The organism is Staphylococcus sp. GDY8P126P, assembly GCF_017891965.1.
GTDB classification, from domain to species: domain Bacteria; phylum Bacillota; class Bacilli; order Staphylococcales; family Staphylococcaceae; genus Staphylococcus; species Staphylococcus saprophyticus.
Genome location: NZ_JAESKG010000005.1, coordinates 41,862 through 59,279, shown reverse-complemented (window position 1 = coordinate 59,279; position 17,418 = coordinate 41,862). Strand labels below are relative to the sequence as shown.

Below are 17,418 nucleotides of genomic sequence, written 5' to 3'. Positions count from 1 at the left end.
ATTAACCTAACCAACTTTCTTTGATTTTATGATAACTTGCTACTGGGTTTTCACTTTTGGTGATTGGTCTTCCAACAACAATATGTGTTGAACCTAATTCTTTAGCATCTTCTGGTGTTGTAATACGTTTTTGGTCGTCTGAACTAGCATCTTTTGGTCTGATACCAGGTGTTACCTTTAAAAAGTCATTACCTAATTCATTTTTCACTAATTCTGCTTCTAGTGGTGAACATACGATGCCATCCAAACCTGATGATTGTGCTAAAGTTGCATAGTTCAAAACAGCCTCCTCAATTGAAGTTTGAATGTTTTGTTCCTTGTGCAACATCGTTTCAGTTGTTGACGTCAATTGAGTAACTGCAATTAATTTAATATCGGGGTTGTGTTTTTGCAAACCGTTCAAGGCTTGTTTCATCATTTCTGTACCACCTGCCGCATGCACATTCACAAGATCGATATTTAATTTGCTTAAGCCTTCCATTGCTTTGCCAACCGTATTAGGAATATCATGCAATTTTAAATCAAGAAAAATGTCATGTCCTCTATCCTTTATTGAAGCAATCAGTTGAGGTCCAGTTTGATAAAAGAGTTCCATTCCAATTTTCACGAATAGTGGTTCATTAAATTGGTCTAAAAACTGATCTACAGCTTCTGTTGAATCAAAATCTAAAGCAATAATTGGCAAGTTTTTCATCTAGCTCTACATCCTAACCTTTTTTATTTCATCTTATCTAATCCATCACAAAGTCAATGATTGTTCATTGTTGTGACATTTCTCTCCTTATTCATTACTACATATTTTTCATTGTAAATGTCATGCTTTCAATTACACGTGTTAATGCAACAACCGTATCTAATGATGTTAGACAAGGCACGCCATTTTCTACGGAGGCGCGTCTAATTTGGAAACCATCTCGTTCGAATTCTTTACCTTTGGTCATCGTATTCACAACGATTTGTACTTCTCCATTTTGTATACGCGTCAGTAAATCATCTTCGCCACCAATTTTTCCTACTACTTCTGAAGGTATATTATTCTCGGCTAATTTTCGTGCAGTACCTTGTGTTGCTAAGATTCTATATCCTACTTCATTTAATCGTTGTGCAATAGAGACAATTTCATCTTTATCTTTATCGCTGACTGTCATCAAGACCGTACCATGATCTTTAACTTCCATCCCACTAGCTGTTAAACCTTTAAACAGTGCTTTTTCCATAGTTGCATCTTTACCCATCACTTCACCTGTTGACTTCATTTCAGGTCCTAACGTGATGTCGACGTTTTTCAATTTGTTAAAGCTAAATACGGGTGCTTTCACAAAGACACCTTCTGTATACGGTTGGATGCCTGGTTGATATCCTAAGTCCACTAGCTTGTCACCTATGATTGCACGCATAGCTAACTGTGCCATTTGAATATTCGTAATCTTGCTTAAAAATGGTACTGTACGACTCGAACGTGGATTCACTTCTAATACATATACACCATCATGCGCAATTACAAATTGAATGTTAATTAAACCAACAATGTTTAAGCCTTTTGCTAAACGAATCGTAAAGTCTTCTAATGTTGTCATTTCTTCTTGCGTTAACGTTTGTGGTGGATAAACAGCAATGGAATCACCTGAATGGACTCCCGCTCTTTCAATATGTTCCATAATACCTGGTATAATCACTGTTTCACCATCAGAAATCGCATCTACTTCAATCTCTTTACCTGTCAAATATCTATCGACTAATACCGGATGGTCTGGACTTGCTTTAACTGCTTGATTCATATAGTCTTCTAATTCTGCATCACTATTAACGATTTCCATAGCGCGACCACCTAATACATAAGAAGGTCTGACGACGACTGGATAGCCAATACTGCGTGCATTTTCTAATGCTTCTTGTGGTGACGTTGCAGTTTTACCATTAGGTTGTGGTACATCAATCGTGTGTAATAACGCTTCAAACTCTTTACGGTCTTCTGCTCTATTTAAATCTTCTAATGATGTTCCTAAAATCTTCACGTCATGTTTCGCTAGTTTATCGGCTAAGTTAATGGCCGTTTGCCCACCAAACTGTACAACGGCACCTTTAGGTTGCTCTAAATCTATAATGTTCATGACATCTTCTTCAGTTAATGGTTCAAAGTATAATTTATCCGAAATAGAAAAGTCGGTCGAAACAGTTTCTGGATTGTTATTAACTATAATCGCTTCGTAGCCCGCTTGTTGAATCGCCCATACAGCATGTACAGTGGCGTAATCAAATTCTACACCTTGTCCAATTCTAATAGGTCCTGAACCTAAGACAAGAATTTTTTCTTTCTCTGTGACTACAGATTCATTTTCATATTCATACGTGCCGTAATAATAAGGCGTAGCAGATTCAAATTCTGCAGCACATGTATCTACCATTTTATACACTGGTATAATGCCGTTTTGTTGTCTTAAATCGTACACTTCTTCTTCTGTCATATCGAATCGATGTGCGATTACTCTATCACTAAAACCGTAATTTTTTGCGAATTTTAAATAATCAATGTCACCTTTATTTGATTTCAAATCGTGTTCAATATCTATGATGTGTTGGAATTTATTTAAGAAGAAGTAATCTATTTTTGTCATTTCATGTATTTCTTCTAATGTAGTACCTCTGCGAATTGCCTCACCTATAAAGAATAAACGTTCATCATCTTGGTCTTGAATACGTTCTTTAATATAACCTAAATCAAATGTTTCACCATTAGGTAATCCTAAGTGATGTACACCATATTCTAAGGAACGAATTGCTTTTAGTAGTGATTCTTCATATGTTCTACCAATTGCCATTACTTCACCAGTTGCTTTCATTTGAGTTCCTAAGACACGTTCTCCTTTTTCGAATTTATCAAATGGGAAACGAGGAATTTTAGAAATTACATAATCTAAAGTTGGCTCAAATGCTGCATAGGATGTTTCTGTTATCGGATTTAACATTTCATCTAGTGTTAAACCAATAGAGATTTTAGCTGCTAATTTAGCAATCGGATAGCCCGTTGCTTTTGAAGCTAATGCAGATGATCTTGAAACACGTGGATTCACTTCAATAATATAATAATCTAATGAGTGTGGGTCTAATGCTAATTGCACATTACATCCACCTTCTATACCGAGCGCTCGAATAACTTTCAATGATACATCACGTAACATTTGATACTCTACATCTGATAGTGTTTGGCTTGGTGCAACAACGATTGAATCACCTGTATGTATGCCGACAGGGTCAATATTTTCCATATTACAAACTACGATTGCGTTATCGTTTTTATCACGCATAACCTCATATTCTATTTCTTTAAATCCTGCAATTGATTTTTCAATTAGACATTGTGTTGCCGGACTATAATGTAGACCGTTTGTTACAATTTCTTTGAATTCTGCATCATTGTGACAAATACCGCCACCTGTGCCACCCATTGTGAATGCAGGTCTAACGATGAGTGGATAACCCACTTCTTCTTTAAAAGCAAAAGCTTGTTCAACTGTATTAACGATATCACTTTCAGGAACTGGTACGCCTAAATCGTTCATAAGTGTTCTAAATAACTCTCTATCTTCCGCTTGTTGAATTGATTCCAATTCAGTACCTAATAGTTTTACATTATTCGCTTCTAGTTCACCACTATCATGCAACTGAATCGCCATATTCAAACCAGTTTGGCCACCAAGTGTAGGTAATAATGCATCTGGTTGTTCTTTACGTATAATACGTGCGATGAAGTCATGTGTTAAAGGCTCAATATAAACTTTATCTGCAATTTCGTTATCCGTCATAATTGTTGCAGGATTGGAATTCACTAAAATGACGCGGTATCCTTCTTCTTTTAACGCAAGACAAGCTTGAGTTCCAGCATAATCAAACTCTGCAGCTTGACCGATAATAATTGGTCCTGATCCTATTACTAAAATGGTTTCTATATCTTGACGTTTAGGCATTATTTGTAAGCTCCTTTGTTTTATATTCATTTATCATGTCTATAAATTCATCGAATAAGTAGTTTGAATCTGATGGTCCTGGACATGCTTCTGGATGATATTGTACTGAAAAAGCTGGTAATGATTTATGTCTCAAGCCCTCAACCGTATCATCATTAATTGCAATATGTGTCACTTCTAGGTCAGTATTTTTTAGAGATGCTTTGTCAATGGCATAACCATGATTTTGACTTGTTAAAGCTATCTTTCCAGTTTTTAAATCTTTAACCGGATGGTTAGCCCCTCTATGACCAAATTTCATCTTAAATGACGTAGCACCTTGTGATAATGCAAATAATTGATGTCCTAAACAAATACCAAAAAATGGTATTTTCCCTAAAATGCCTTTAATCATTTCAACAGCTACATGGACTTCTTCAGGGTCACCTGGGCCATTTGACAGCATAACACCATCAGGTGACATACGAATAATCGCTTCTGCTGAAGTGTCATAAGGCACTACAGTTACATTACAACCACGCGCGTTTAATTCTCTAACTATGTTTTGTTTTTTTCCAAAATCTACTAGTACGACGCTAAGTCCATAACCTGTAGAAACATATGGTGATTTAGTAGAAACAGTTGTGACTTCATTTCGCGGCAATTCAACGGATTGCAGCTTTGCAATCATTGAATCAATTTCACTTTTTTCATCTGTAAAACCTGCTTTTAATACACCATGGTTTCTTATTTTACGTGTAATGCTACGTGTATCTACACCTGAAATACCTGGTATATCATATTCTTGTAATACTTCATGGAATGTCTTTTGCTTTCTGAAATTACTTGGTTGGCGACTCGCTTCTTTCACTACAACACCATTTAACGTTGGAACAAGTGCTTCAAAATCATCTCTGTTAATACCATAATTACCAATCAATGGATAAGTAAATGTAATAATTTGACCAGTATATGATGGATCTGAAATTGTTTCTTGATAACCAGTCATAGCTGTGTTAAATACAATTTCACCTAATGTTAATTGATCTGAACCTATTGGATAACCTTCATAATATGAACCATCTTCTAATACGAGATAACGTTTTTTCAACATTATTTTTCCTCCTCAAATTTAACTTCGCCTTCAACCATTGTTAATACGGGTGTACCGTAAACTTTGTAACCGATAAATGGTGTATTGGTTCCTTTAGATGCAAAATCTTCTGCTTTAATTTCGCTTTCTTCTTCTAAGTTAATGACTGTTAAATCTGCTAAATAACCTTCTTCCAATCTTCCAAAAGGTAAATCAAATGTTTGTGCAGGTTTGATTGTTAAATAATCTACCAATTGTTGAAGTGTCCAATCTCCATTTTTAACGAAATGAGTGTATAGTAATGGGAACGCTGTTTCACTTCCAACTATACCAAATGGTGCTTTCGTCATTGGCTGATTCTTTTCTTCTGCTGCATGTGGTGCATGATCCGTAGCTATACAATCAATCGTGCCATCTAATAAACCTTCTAATAATGCCTCTCTATCCTCTTTACTTCTTAAAGGCGGGTTCATTTTATAAATAGCATCATCACCTGGTACATCATCTTCTGTTAATAATAAATGGTGTGGTGTGACTTCAGCAGTTACATGAATGCCTGCCTTTTTAGCATCTCTAATTGTTCTGACACTTTCCTTTGTAGATACGTGACATACATGATAATGTGCGCCTGCTGCTTCTGCCAGTAAAACATCTCTCGCGATTTGTACTGCTTCACATATATTTGGAATACCTGGTATACCTAACGCTTCACTACGCTGACCTTCGTGCATCGCTCCGCCGTATATTAAACTGTTATCTTCACAATGTGCAACAACTGCTTTATTTACTTTTGCAGCCGCTTGCATAGCTTCGTACATCATGCTAGCTTGTTGTACACCAACACCATCATCTGTAAATGCGAATGCACCGTTGTTAGCAAGTGTTTCAAAATCCACGTGTTCTTTCCCAGCCTGTCTAACTGTGATTGCTGCATATGGCAATACTCTTACTTGTGCATTTTCTTCAATTAATTGGTTTAAGCGATTCAGATTTTCTTCTGAATCAGGCACAGGTTTCGTATTCGGCATTGGACATACTGTAGTAAATCCACCTCTCGCCGCTGCTTTCGTACCCGTTTCTATTGTTTCTTTGTGTTCACCGCCTGGTTCACGTAAATGGACATGGACATCAACTAATCCTGGCGAAACGAATTGTCCTTTAACGTCTATGACTTCAGTCTCTGATGTATCATCAATGTGTGGTGCGATTTTTTTAATATGTTGTCCCTCAATTAAAATCGATACCGTCGTTAATTCAGCATTTTTTAAGATTTTTGCATTTGTTAATAATTTCATTTTGCTGTTGCCCCTTCCGTTTGTAAGATATGATCTATAACTGCCATACGTATATACATACCATTTTCCATTTGTTTAAAAATACGTGATTTCAGTGCTTCTACTAATGTATCTTCAATTTCTACACCGCGATTTACTGGTGCAGGATGCATGATAATTGCTCGATCTTTCAATAAATCATAACGTGATTGCGTTAAACCAAAATTTTCATGATATTGACTCACTTCAAAGCTAGTAACTTCACTATCCTCATGTCTCTCGTGTTGGACTCTTAACAACATGACAATATCGATTCGATCGATCACTTCATCAATATCAACATAAGGTGCTTCTAATGTTTCATCTTTCCATTCATTTGGACTAGAGAACATGACATGCGCACCTAATGCTGTTAGACTTTGGTAATTACTTTTCGCTACACGTGAGTTCTTGACATCACCACAGATAAGTACATTCAAACCTTCAAAAGTCTTGTATTCTTCATAAATTGTCATGAGGTCTAGTAAACTTTGTGTCGGATGTTGTCCGCTACCATCTCCAGCATTGATGATAGGTATATTTAAATGCTTTAATTCATCATAATAAGTTGTTTGTGAATGTCGAATAACTAACACATTGGCGCCAATTTGTTCCAGCGTTTTACAAGTATCATACAATGATTCACCTTTTTGAACGGATGATGTACTTGTCTCAAAATCTATTAACTTTAGTCCTAATTTTTGTTCCGCTACTAAAAAACTACTTTTTGTACGTGTGGAATTTTCAAAGAATAGATTAGCGACAAATTTATCTTCAAAACATCCTGGCTGCGCGTTACCATTTTTAAAAGCGCTCGCACGTTGTATTAGATCGTAAATTTCAGTCGTATTTAAGTATTCCATTGAAAGTAAATTATCCATTTTTATTCAGCTCCCTCATCATCAGAATTTCTTTTAATTATTGGTTGGTGCTGTTTTAGGTAAAATCAAGTTAAGTATAATACCTGCTAACGCTGCTAATGCCATACCTTCTATTTCTAAGTTAATCCCTAATCCATTTAAATTGAATACTAGATTGCCAATACCAATAACAAGTATGACCGATGCAATGACTAGGTTTCTATTGCTCGCAAAATCTACTTCACTTTCCACTAACATCCTCAAACCACTTGCTGCGATAATGCCAAATAACAGGATGGATACCCCACCCATGACTGGGGTTGGTATAGATGAAACCAGTGCTGTAAATTTCCCGACAAATCCTAAAATGATTGCAATGACTGCTGCACCACCAATCACATAAACACTATAAATTTTTGTGATTGCTAAAACGCCGATATTTTCACCATATGTTGTACTTGGAGGACCACCGATAATACTTGCAAACATCGTTGAAACACCATCACCAATGATTGATTTGTCTAAGCCTGGATCCTTGAAAAAATTACGTCCTACAATCTTATTGATAACCATTTGGTGCCCGATATGTTCACTTACCGTCACAAATACAATAGGTATCAAGACGAGTATGAGTCCTAGATGAAACGAAGGTGTATAATCTTTAAATGGTATGTAGACTTCTGGAAACTGTAGCCATTTCGCTTTAGCAATCGGTGCAAAGTTGACTAATCCCATACAAGCCGAAACGATGTAACCTGTTATGATTCCTATTAGAACAGGAATGAGTGATAAGAATCCTTTAAAATAACCTTGAACAATGATTGTTACTAATAACGTAATCATAGCTACAATCAAGTAACTTAAGTTGTAACCTTTCATGTCCCCTGAGTTCTCAAACATGGCCATATTAACTGCTGTTGGTGCTAAACTCAATCCTATGACCATAATCACTGGTCCTACAACAACAGGTGGCAAAAGATGCATAAGCCAGCCCGTACCACTCAATCTAATTGCTAAGCCTATTAATACGTACATCACGCCGCTCATAAAGAGTGCCATCAGCATATCACCAAGGCTATGAGAATTTAACCCTGTTATAATCGGTGTGATAAATGCAAAGCTCGATCCTAAATATGCTGGTATCTTAGCTTTTGTTATTAGGATATAAAGCAATGTTCCTATACCTGATGCTAAAAGCGCTGATGATATGGGTAATCCAGTTAAAAATGGTACAAGTACGGTCGAACCAAACATTGCGAATAAATGCTGTGTACTTAAAAATGCCCACTGTCCAATTTTTGGTTTATCTTGTACATCTAATACTGGCTTGACTGTCCGTTCAAACATTGTTTCATTTTCCATGGTTATGCTTCCTCTCATAAAAAAATCTCTTTACATTAAATTCATGTAAAGAGACTAAAAAGTATATTATCTAATTTACTCATGCACATATAAAAAGTTATGTAACTTCTATAATATTAATGTGCTTTAAAAATAAAGTTAGATAATTGAAGAGGTTGTTTCATTAATTGTTTAATTTATAAACGGATGTATTACAATAAAACATTTATCGATATTATTGCATCCGTTTAACCCTCTTCCCTTTTTCAGTCTCTCGTACCGAATTAAAAGGTGTTATTCAATTACAACTGCATTTCTTTCATCTATTTCTTCTAAATATACTGAAACATCTTCTTCCTTGGCTGTCGGGATATTTTTACCTACAAAGTCAGCTCTTATTGGTAACTCTCTATGCCCTCTATCTACTAGTGTCGCTAGCCCAATCTTCTTCGGCCTAGCATACTGTAACACTGCATCTAGTGACGCTCTTACAGTTCTACCAGTATATAAGACATCATCGATAATAATGACTACTTGATTAGTAATGTTTACATCAATTTCATATGATCTTTCATCTACTTGATTTATCGTTTGTTTCAAATCATCTCTAAATTGTGTTATATCGATTGTACCTGTAGGCACAGCAATTTCATCAATTTGCTCAATTTTTTGTTGAATTCTTCTTGCTAAAAATGCGCCACGTGTCTTAATACCTAATAAGATTAAATTATCAGTACCTTTATTATATTCTAAAATTTCGTGTGCAATACGTGTCACAGTACGTTGAATTGCCGCTTCATCCATAATAATGCGTTCTGACATCTTAGGCACCTACCTTTTAAAATGATGATGATATAAAGAAAACCTCATGTCTTTATTAAGACATGAGGTTTGTTAAAGTGTATGACAAACGTATAAGAGACATATGCTTTCTTATCCAAGCTGATTTCTCTTTACAGTGTTTTTACTAACGACTGTATCTTCCGTTGCGTTATATGATACTAACTACAACAGGTATTTTTCTCAAATGAGAAAAATATTGTTTGTCTACCTTTAATAAATACATGTCTTCGAAGCCTCTCTGGACTTACAATTAAAGACGTACGCTCTTTATTAAACTGTCACCATACTACCATGAAACGCATTCACTTGCAAGCCACTTAAGAAATAAACACAGTAGTGAGACAGAAAACGGTATGCTTGTTTCAATTTAAAATGTGTATCTTTAGTGGAAATGACAGTGTGATTAATTAAAAATTAGGCACTATGAATGTTTAATAATCCATTTTATAAAATTTTATCATTTTTATTTATCACTTCTACGTAATTCTGATAATAACTGTTCAAAATCTTCAGGTAATGCAGTTGATTTTTCAATATACTCATGTGTAACTGGATGTTCAAAGCCAATAATTCCAGCGTGTAGCGCTTGGCCACCTATATCTAATGTTTTTTTAGGGCCATATTTGGGGTCACCAACTAATGGATAACCAATATATTTCATATGCACACGGATTTGGTGGGTACGTCCGGTTTCTAATTGACACTCTATTAATGTGTATTTATTAAAATGTTCTAAAACATTAAAATGTGTAACCGCCTCTTTACCATCATCCACAACATCCATAGATTGACGATCGTTTTTATTTCTACCAATCGGCGCATCAACAGTACCATAATCATGAGGAATATTACCATGTACCAAAGCGACATATTTACGTGTCACGGTTTTATTAACGAGTTGATCAACTAAACTACGATGTGCCACATCATTTTTAGCAACCATGAGTAAGCCTGAGGTATCTTTATCAATACGATGTACAATACCTGGACGTATTTCACCATTAATACCTGATAAATTTTTCATTTGATACATTAGACCATTCACTAATGTACCGGTATAATGACCTGCAGATGGATGCACAACCATACCTTTAGGTTTATATACAATCGCTACATCATCATCTTCATAATAAATATCTAAATTTAAATTTTCTGGTTGAATATCCGCTTCAACGGTTTCTTTTTCGGTTACAACAATGTGATCATTCATTTTTGTCTTATAATTAGATTTAATGACCTGATCGTTTACTTTTACTAGAGAAGCTTTAATCCAGTCTTGAATTTGTGTACGTGACCACTCCGAATGATATTCAGGTAGTAATTTATCGATACGTTGGCCTGTATCTTCTGGATTTTCAATCTTAAACTCATGTATATCCATACAATATCTCTCCTATTCTTCTTTCTTCATATCTGTTAGCAAAGCGATAATAATTAATAAAACGCCTATCGTTAAACTTGAGTCAGCTACATTAAATATTGGAAAATTATATCCAAAGATATATGTATCTACAAAGTCTACAACTTCTCCATGTAACACACGATCGATGAAGTTCCCTAATGCACCAGCAAACAATAAACTAATTGCGATTTGCATCAATAAATTGTTTTTCGCTTCTTTAATATAAAATACGATGAGTACAACCAGTATAATGATTGTGATAATAAAGAAAAAACTCATCTTTCCACTTAAAATTCCCCAAGCTGCACCATCATTACGATGCGAAGTTATATTTAAAAAGTTGGGAATAACTTCAAATGAATCTCCCACTTTCATTGAACTAGCAATAATAAATTTTGTGATTTGATCTAATACTAATATAATGATTGTTATGAATAAAGAAATACCAATATAGTACTGACGTTTCATGTCCGTACCTCCTATTCTACGTTCAGTCGCTTTTACAACAACTCTCATTATATCCTACTCAAACTTATAAAAAAAGTTACAGTTTCATTATCTGTAAAAAAACTACATTTCCTATACGAAATTTTGACGTTTAAAATTATACCGATGCAATCAGGAAATTTCTAACTATGCTTTTCATTTTTTATTTCGCTTCTTTATATCACTTTGTAGAAATTGAATCTAAATTGAATCCCATCGGGTCCAGTTAAGCGTTTATGAGTCGATTCAGGATAATGGTAATCTACACAAGCCAAACCATAGGTACGTTCATTTTCAATACGTTTGATACTAGAGTACCAATTATTCACAACGATATGCTGATGATAACCATTTGATGATAAATATACTGAATGATTGGTTTCTAAAGCGGATGGTTCTAAACCAAAAAATCGCTTGTAATATAATTTAATACGTTTTAACTCTATTGTCTTTAGATTAATATAACCAATAATACTTTCATCTGGAATGCCTTGCCACTTTTCATTTGATACATAAGTCAATAGATGTGGCACATTAATCGGTTGGGTCTCTAATACAACTTGTCCATTTTCAAAAGACCAATCTTCCATTGGATTATCGACATAGAATTCAAGTCCATTGCCTTCAGGATCCTCTAGAAAAATTGAGGTAGCCGTTTCGTGTTCACCGCCGTTAACTGGAATTGTATATTCACTTAACTGTACAAGTAAATCTGCTAAGTCTGTCTTTGAAGGTAACTTTATAGCTAAATGAAATAAGCCAGCTTCCGATGTTAATGGCTCTCTCCCCATATTTATTTGATTTAATGTTAAAAAATGATTCATATTTCCTATTTCATAATGAACAATAGATAGTGATTCATTCACTACATTCAATCCTAATATGTCTTGATAAAAATGCTTCATTGATTCTTTATCTCTTACATTTAATGTGATGCCATTTACAAAATGCGCACTTTGATTATGAAACATGACAAACACCTTTCCAAATGCCAATTTCTTATTCATTAAAATGACACTTTACGTTTAATTTTTATCTATCTACCTATGCTAATTCATACGTCCTTCATTATTGATATTACTGTACATCCGCGCCATTAGCTTTTTATTTTCACTAAATTATAACAACAATTATTGCCATAAGAAAAGGTTACTTAATTTGCTTAATGCAAATATAAGTAACCTTTGAACTTATTGAATCATTTTTACTTACTTTCTAATTCTTATACAAGTGTTTTTACAACTGCTTGACAACGAGGACATAAGTTATCTAATTCACCTACTGAACCTAATTCCTCACTATAATTCCAACAACGTTCACATTTTTCTCCATGAGCATGTTCGATACGGATATCACCATGTTGATATGCAACACCGTCATCTACTTTATCGACAACTTCAGCTTGAGAAGTGATAAATAGTTGTTGTAAATCTTTGAATTGTTGTAAGAATGTCGTCGCATCGAAGTTTTCATTAGAGCCAATCACAACTTTTGCTTCGAGTGATTTACCGATTACTTTTTCATTACGTGCAACTTCTAATGCACGGTTAACATCATCACGTAAGTTCATAAATGTATTCCATCTATCAACAAACGCTTGATCAATTTCTACGCGCTCTGGCATATTTGTTAAATGTACACTCTCTTCTTCTACGTGTGGAATATGAGACCAAACTTCTTCAGCAGTATGAACTAAGATCGGTGCAAGTAGTTTTGTCATATCTACTACAATTTGGTATAACACCGTTTGCATGCTGCGACGTTTGTGTGAATCACGTTCTTCAATATATAGAATATCTTTACCATAATCTAGATAGAAATTACTTAATTCCACATTGATAAAGTTTTGAACTTCTTGGTAAATATCTAAATAATCATAGTTATCATAGTGATCTAATGTGTTTGCAGTAAATTCACGTAATCTATTTAATATATATTTATCTACTTCTAGTAAATCTTTTTCTGCGATAGCGTCTGTGGCAGGGTTATAATCACTCACATTTCCTAGCATAAATCTTAGCGTATTTCTAATCTTACGATATACATCAGAAGATTGTTTTAAGATTTCATCAGATATACGAACATCTGCTAAATAATCTACACTACTTACCCATAGACGTGCAATGTCTGCACCTTTTTGTTTAACGATTTGATCAGGAACAATCACATTTCCTAATGATTTACTCATTTTTTTACCTTCGCCATCCATGACAAAGCCATGAGAAAGTAACATTTTATATGGTGATTGTCCCCTTGTAGCTACAGAAGTTGTTATTGAAGAGTTAAACCAACCACGATACTGGTCACTACCTTCAAGATATAAATCTGCAGGATATGATAATTCTGGACGTGCCTCTAATACACCGCGGTGTGAAGAACCTGAATCAAACCATACATCCATGATATCCGTTTCTTTTGTGAATTCGCCGTTAGGGCTACCAGGATGTGTAAAACCTTCTGGCAGTAAATCTTTCGCTTCACGTTCAAACCAAATATTTGAACCATTTGCTTCAAATAAATCTGCAACATGGTTTACGGTCTCACTTGTCATGATGATGTCACCATTTTCTGCATAAAATACTGGTAATGGCACACCCCATACACGTTGGCGAGAAATAACCCATTCTCCACGATCACGAATCATATTATAGATACGTGTTTTACCCCAATCAACTTTGAATTGCGTATCGTCTATTGCACTTAAGATGTCCTCACGTACTTTATCAATAGAAGCAAACCATTGTGGTGTCGCTCTAAAGATCACTGGTTTCTTAGTACGCCAATCATGAGGGTAACTATGTGTAATAAATTCTAATTTTAATAATGAGCCATCTTCTTTTAATAAATCTGTGATTTCTTTGTTTGCTTTATCATAGAACATGCCTTCAAATTGACCTGCTTCATCAGTGAACACACCTTTATCATCAACAGGACTGATAACAGGTAAATTGTATTTTTGACCAACAATATAGTCATCTTCACCATGACCTGGTGCTGTGTGTACACAACCCGTACCTGCATCAGTAGTTACGTGTAACCCGTTGATAACTAATGATTCACGATCAAAGAATGGATGTTGCGCTTTAATGTACTCTAAGTCTTTACCTTTGAATTCTTTTTCTAATTCTAAAGTATCTTCGTCCCAATCTAGCGCTTCAGCCACATCACTCGCTAAATCTTTACCGATAATATATTTTTTGCCGTTAACATTATATTGACCATAAGTTAAATCTGGGTGTACTGTAATGGCAACATTTGAAGGTAAAGTCCATGGTGTTGTTGTCCAGATGATGAATTGTGCATCGTCATCTACAATACCTTTACCATCTATAACATCAAAAGCTACATAAATAGACGGTGAACGTTTATCTTGATATTCAATTTCAGCTTCAGCTAATGACGATTCACTTGATGGTGACCAATAAACAGGTTTTTTACCTTTATAAATTAATCCTTTGTCTGCCATTTCACCAAACAAACGAATTTGAGCTGCTTCATATTCAGCTTTAAGCGTAATGTATGGATTATTAAAATCACCTTTCACACCTAAACGTTTAAAATCTTTTTTCTGGTTGTCGATTTGTTCTAATGCAAATGCTTCACATTTTTTTCTAAATTCAGCGATTGATAGTTCTTTACGTTTAACGCCCTTTTTAGTCAATGCTTGTTCAATTGGAAGACCATGTGTATCCCAACCTGGAACGTATGGTGCATAGTAACCACGCATGGATTTATATCTCGTAATAATATCTTTAAGAATTTTATTTAAGGCATGGCCCATGTGTAAATTACCATTCGCATACGGTGGTCCATCATGTAAAATAAATGACGGATTACCTTCATTTTTATCTAATACTTTTTGATAAATATTTTTGGCATCCCATTCTTCTTGTATTTTTGGCTCTTTATTTGGCAAACCTCCACGCATTGGGAAATCTGTTTTTGGCATTAACAACGTATCTTTATAATCCATTTTCAATACACTCCTTCTTCCGATTTTCTAAGTTAGTTCATTTTATACAATAAAAGAACCCTAAGTTCAATTAACAGGGACGATATTGACCGCGTTACCACCCTGGTTAACTCAACTTAGAGTTCTCTCATTTATGTTATATAAGTTGTGACAACAGTGATATTAGAAACGCACATATGAAAGGCTCTCACTATTCCTAACTCGCTTTGATATGTGTTTCGTTTCAAACGTGTCTGTTATCCTTATGCTTTATTCGAATCATCATTTGATTGTGCAGTATTATCTGCTTCTGCTTTTGCTTTCATAGCTTTTTCTTCTTCAGTTAAATCCTTTTCATTCAAATGATTAATATTTTCTTGAGTCACTTGTTCAGAATCCAAATCATAATTTAATAAGTAATCCCAATCTTCACTTTTAAGTAAATCTAATTGTGCTTCAACTAGCATACGGAAACGCGATCTGAAAATTTTTGATTGACGTTTCATATCTTCTGTTTGGAAAGATAAGCGACGTGCTTTTTCCACACCATCATTAACAATTTTATCCGCTTCTGCTTTTGCTTTTGCTACTGTTGCTTCTGCTTCTTTTGTAGCAGCTGCTTTAGTTTCCTCACCAGCATGTTTTGCTTGAATTAAAGCATCACTTACGGATTGATGTACATCCTTGTAAGATTGAATATTTGTTTCTTTATCTTCAATGACTTTTTCTAACTGAGCTTTGTCTTCTTTTAGACGTTCAATTTCATTACTTAATTGTTCTAAATAGTCTTCAACTTCTTTAGGTTCAAACCCACTTTTTACTTGAGTAAATGTTTTGTTTTTTATTTCACTTGGTGTAAAAGGCATACATGATCCTCCTTCTATAATACACTATTATCAGCTTTGATTAAATAAGATAAATAGTGTTTTTCCTACAATATTCTTTTATAATATATCATTTAGTTAATTGTGCAAAGTGTTTATATTCGCTTTCATAAACTTCATATTATTTAAACAGCGTTTTATATGAAATGCGTATTTTATCTTTTTTTGTTTTACCACCAATATCAGTAATCATCGCTCTTCCAAATCCTTGGATAGACAACAAATCCCCACTATCTAGTTGGAAATCTGCAGCATCAATCACTGTATGGTTGACTTTAACACGCTTTTTATCAATAAGTTGCTTAGCTATCGAGCGTGATTTACGTACCATCTCTTTTAATACGACATCTAATCTTAAACCACTAACAGTCGTTTCAAAAGATTGCCAATGCTCTTTTGATTGTATCATATCTTTTATAGGAATAGAATTAAGTTTAACTGAAGCACCTTTGATTTTAGTTAATTCCAATATAATATAAGATTCTAATTGTTTTGTCAAAGTAAATTGAATTCGATCATCTACAACAATGTCACCTAGTTGATCTCTTTCAATACCTAAAGACATGATTGTACCCAATATGTGTTGGTGCTGTAATGTTACAAATTTTTGAGGATAATCTATTTCAATTAATACAATTTCAAATGCCTCTGCATCTGGTTGAAAATAACTTGGCGCAATCATCGCTCTTTTTCTTTCCGCGAATGGCCCACCATAAAATGTAACTTCTAAATCTTCAAAACTGCCAGCCACCACATTCATAATATACTGACCACGTGGATCTAAAAATGGCGTTAAAATAGGCGAATATTGATCATTAGCCCGATTACATTTATCTATAAGTTGATCTATTAATTCATGCTCTTCTTTTCTGAAATGCTGATATATATCTATGACGCTCACCCCAAATACAAGACAAAGCACCTCGCGTCTATGAACGTAGGTGCTTATCATTTATTTTATACGTAGTTTTTTAAATTCACTCTAAATATTAATTATTGCTTTAATCATTACATTAATTTACTCAAAATAAGATTGAAGATACTTGCCAATCCACTTCTGAATAATACAAGTACAATGATGGCAACAATTGACGAAATATCAATCATTCCGAGCGGCGGAATAATCTTACGGAATTGTTCTAAAAATGGTTCATAAATTTTGGCTAAAAATTGACCAAATCTGTTTTCTCGTGCATTTGGAATCCACGACATAAAGAAATAAACAATCATTCCATAATAATAAATTTGAACCAAGAATAAAATAAAATTAAATATATTTGCTAATAAACCTATATCCATT

14 protein-coding genes are annotated in these 17,418 nt (G+C 34.5%); all 14 read right to left on the bottom strand.

Annotation, left to right across the window (positions count from 1 at the left end; translation table 11 throughout):
• Position 1 precedes the first annotated feature (1 nt).
• Complete coding sequence (pyrF, locus tag KA893_RS09650; protein WP_002483524.1) at positions 2-694, bottom strand: orotidine-5'-phosphate decarboxylase; 693 nt, start codon at positions 692-694, stop codon at positions 2-4.
• A 97-nt stretch (positions 695-791) separates the two neighbouring features.
• Positions 792-3,965: a carbamoyl-phosphate synthase large subunit gene (gene carB, locus KA893_RS09645; protein WP_041080425.1), complete on the bottom strand. Its 3,174-nt coding sequence runs from the start codon at positions 3,963-3,965 to the stop codon at positions 792-794.
• Positions 3,958-5,058, bottom strand: a complete 1,101-nt coding sequence (locus tag KA893_RS09640; RefSeq protein WP_002483526.1) for a carbamoyl phosphate synthase small subunit — start codon at positions 5,056-5,058, stop codon at positions 3,958-3,960. Before KA893_RS09640 ends, carB begins: the two co-directional genes overlap by 8 nt.
• Positions 5,058-6,332 (bottom strand): dihydroorotase, encoded by a 1,275-nt coding sequence (locus KA893_RS09635; RefSeq protein ID WP_069821924.1) that lies wholly within the window; start codon positions 6,330-6,332, stop codon positions 5,058-5,060. The genes KA893_RS09640 and KA893_RS09635 overlap by 1 nt, the downstream gene beginning before the upstream one ends.
• The gene (locus KA893_RS09630) at positions 6,329-7,231 is read right to left on the bottom strand and encodes an aspartate carbamoyltransferase catalytic subunit (protein ID WP_069821923.1); all 903 of its coding nucleotides are present in this window, start codon (positions 7,229-7,231) and stop codon (positions 6,329-6,331) included. Before KA893_RS09630 ends, KA893_RS09635 begins: the two co-directional genes overlap by 4 nt.
• A gap of 33 nt (positions 7,232-7,264) precedes the next feature.
• A complete protein-coding gene (locus KA893_RS09625; protein WP_002483529.1) occupies positions 7,265-8,572 on the bottom strand; it encodes a uracil-xanthine permease family protein in 1,308 nt (435 codons plus the stop codon).
• Between the two features lie 273 nt (positions 8,573-8,845).
• Positions 8,846-9,373: a bifunctional pyr operon transcriptional regulator/uracil phosphoribosyltransferase PyrR gene (gene pyrR / locus KA893_RS09620; RefSeq protein ID WP_002483530.1), complete on the bottom strand. Its 528-nt coding sequence runs from the start codon at positions 9,371-9,373 to the stop codon at positions 8,846-8,848.
• Positions 9,374-9,857: 484 nt separating this feature from the next.
• Positions 9,858-10,775: an RluA family pseudouridine synthase gene (locus KA893_RS09615; protein WP_002483531.1), complete on the bottom strand. Its 918-nt coding sequence runs from the start codon at positions 10,773-10,775 to the stop codon at positions 9,858-9,860.
• Between the two features lie 12 nt (positions 10,776-10,787).
• Entirely contained in the window at positions 10,788-11,264 is a 477-nt protein-coding gene (gene lspA / locus KA893_RS09610) for a signal peptidase II (RefSeq protein ID WP_011303317.1), read from the bottom strand.
• Between the two features lie 194 nt (positions 11,265-11,458).
• Complete coding sequence (locus KA893_RS09605) at positions 11,459-12,253, bottom strand: VOC family protein (protein ID WP_002483533.1); 795 nt, start codon at positions 12,251-12,253, stop codon at positions 11,459-11,461.
• Between the two features lie 251 nt (positions 12,254-12,504).
• Entirely contained in the window at positions 12,505-15,255 is a 2,751-nt protein-coding gene (ileS, locus tag KA893_RS09600) for an isoleucine--tRNA ligase (protein WP_129303510.1), read from the bottom strand.
• Between the two features lie 242 nt (positions 15,256-15,497).
• Complete coding sequence (locus KA893_RS09595; RefSeq protein WP_069825833.1) at positions 15,498-16,100, bottom strand: DivIVA domain-containing protein; 603 nt, start codon at positions 16,098-16,100, stop codon at positions 15,498-15,500.
• 139 nt (positions 16,101-16,239) lie between these two features.
• Positions 16,240-17,070, bottom strand: a complete 831-nt coding sequence (locus KA893_RS09590) for a YlmH family RNA-binding protein (protein WP_046199697.1) — start codon at positions 17,068-17,070, stop codon at positions 16,240-16,242.
• A gap of 56 nt (positions 17,071-17,126) precedes the next feature.
• Positions 17,127-17,417: a YggT family protein gene (locus tag KA893_RS09585; protein WP_002483537.1), complete on the bottom strand. Its 291-nt coding sequence runs from the start codon at positions 17,415-17,417 to the stop codon at positions 17,127-17,129.
• Between the last annotated feature and the right edge of the window lies 1 nt (position 17,418).

Excerpts from the sequence above, each read along its gene's own strand:
- KA893_RS09635 (WP_069821924.1), bottom strand. The coding sequence starts at position 6,332 with ATGAAATTATTAACAAATGCAAAAATCTTAAAAAATGCTGAATTAACG.
- KA893_RS09585 (WP_002483537.1), bottom strand. The coding sequence starts at position 17,417 with ATGGATATAGGTTTATTAGCAAATATATTTAATTTTATTTTATTCTTG.
- KA893_RS09640 (WP_002483526.1), bottom strand. The coding sequence starts at position 5,058 with ATGTTGAAAAAACGTTATCTCGTATTAGAAGATGGTTCATATTATGAA.
- pyrR (WP_002483530.1), bottom strand. The coding sequence starts at position 9,373 with ATGTCAGAACGCATTATTATGGATGAAGCGGCAATTCAACGTACTGTG.
- carB (WP_041080425.1), bottom strand. The coding sequence starts at position 3,965 with ATGCCTAAACGTCAAGATATAGAAACCATTTTAGTAATAGGATCAGGA.
- lspA (WP_011303317.1), bottom strand. The coding sequence starts at position 11,264 with ATGAAACGTCAGTACTATATTGGTATTTCTTTATTCATAACAATCATT.
- KA893_RS09595 (WP_069825833.1), bottom strand. The coding sequence starts at position 16,100 with ATGCCTTTTACACCAAGTGAAATAAAAAACAAAACATTTACTCAAGTA.
- KA893_RS09625 (WP_002483529.1), bottom strand. The coding sequence starts at position 8,572 with ATGGAAAATGAAACAATGTTTGAACGGACAGTCAAGCCAGTATTAGAT.
- KA893_RS09630 (WP_069821923.1), bottom strand. The coding sequence starts at position 7,231 with ATGGATAATTTACTTTCAATGGAATACTTAAATACGACTGAAATTTAC.
- KA893_RS09615 (WP_002483531.1), bottom strand. The coding sequence starts at position 10,775 with ATGGATATACATGAGTTTAAGATTGAAAATCCAGAAGATACAGGCCAA.
- ileS (WP_129303510.1), bottom strand. The coding sequence starts at position 15,255 with ATGGATTATAAAGATACGTTGTTAATGCCAAAAACAGATTTCCCAATG.
- KA893_RS09605 (WP_002483533.1), bottom strand. The coding sequence starts at position 12,253 with ATGTTTCATAATCAAAGTGCGCATTTTGTAAATGGCATCACATTAAAT.
- pyrF (WP_002483524.1), bottom strand. The coding sequence starts at position 694 with ATGAAAAACTTGCCAATTATTGCTTTAGATTTTGATTCAACAGAAGCT.
- KA893_RS09590 (WP_046199697.1), bottom strand. The coding sequence starts at position 17,070 with ATGATAAGCACCTACGTTCATAGACGCGAGGTGCTTTGTCTTGTATTT.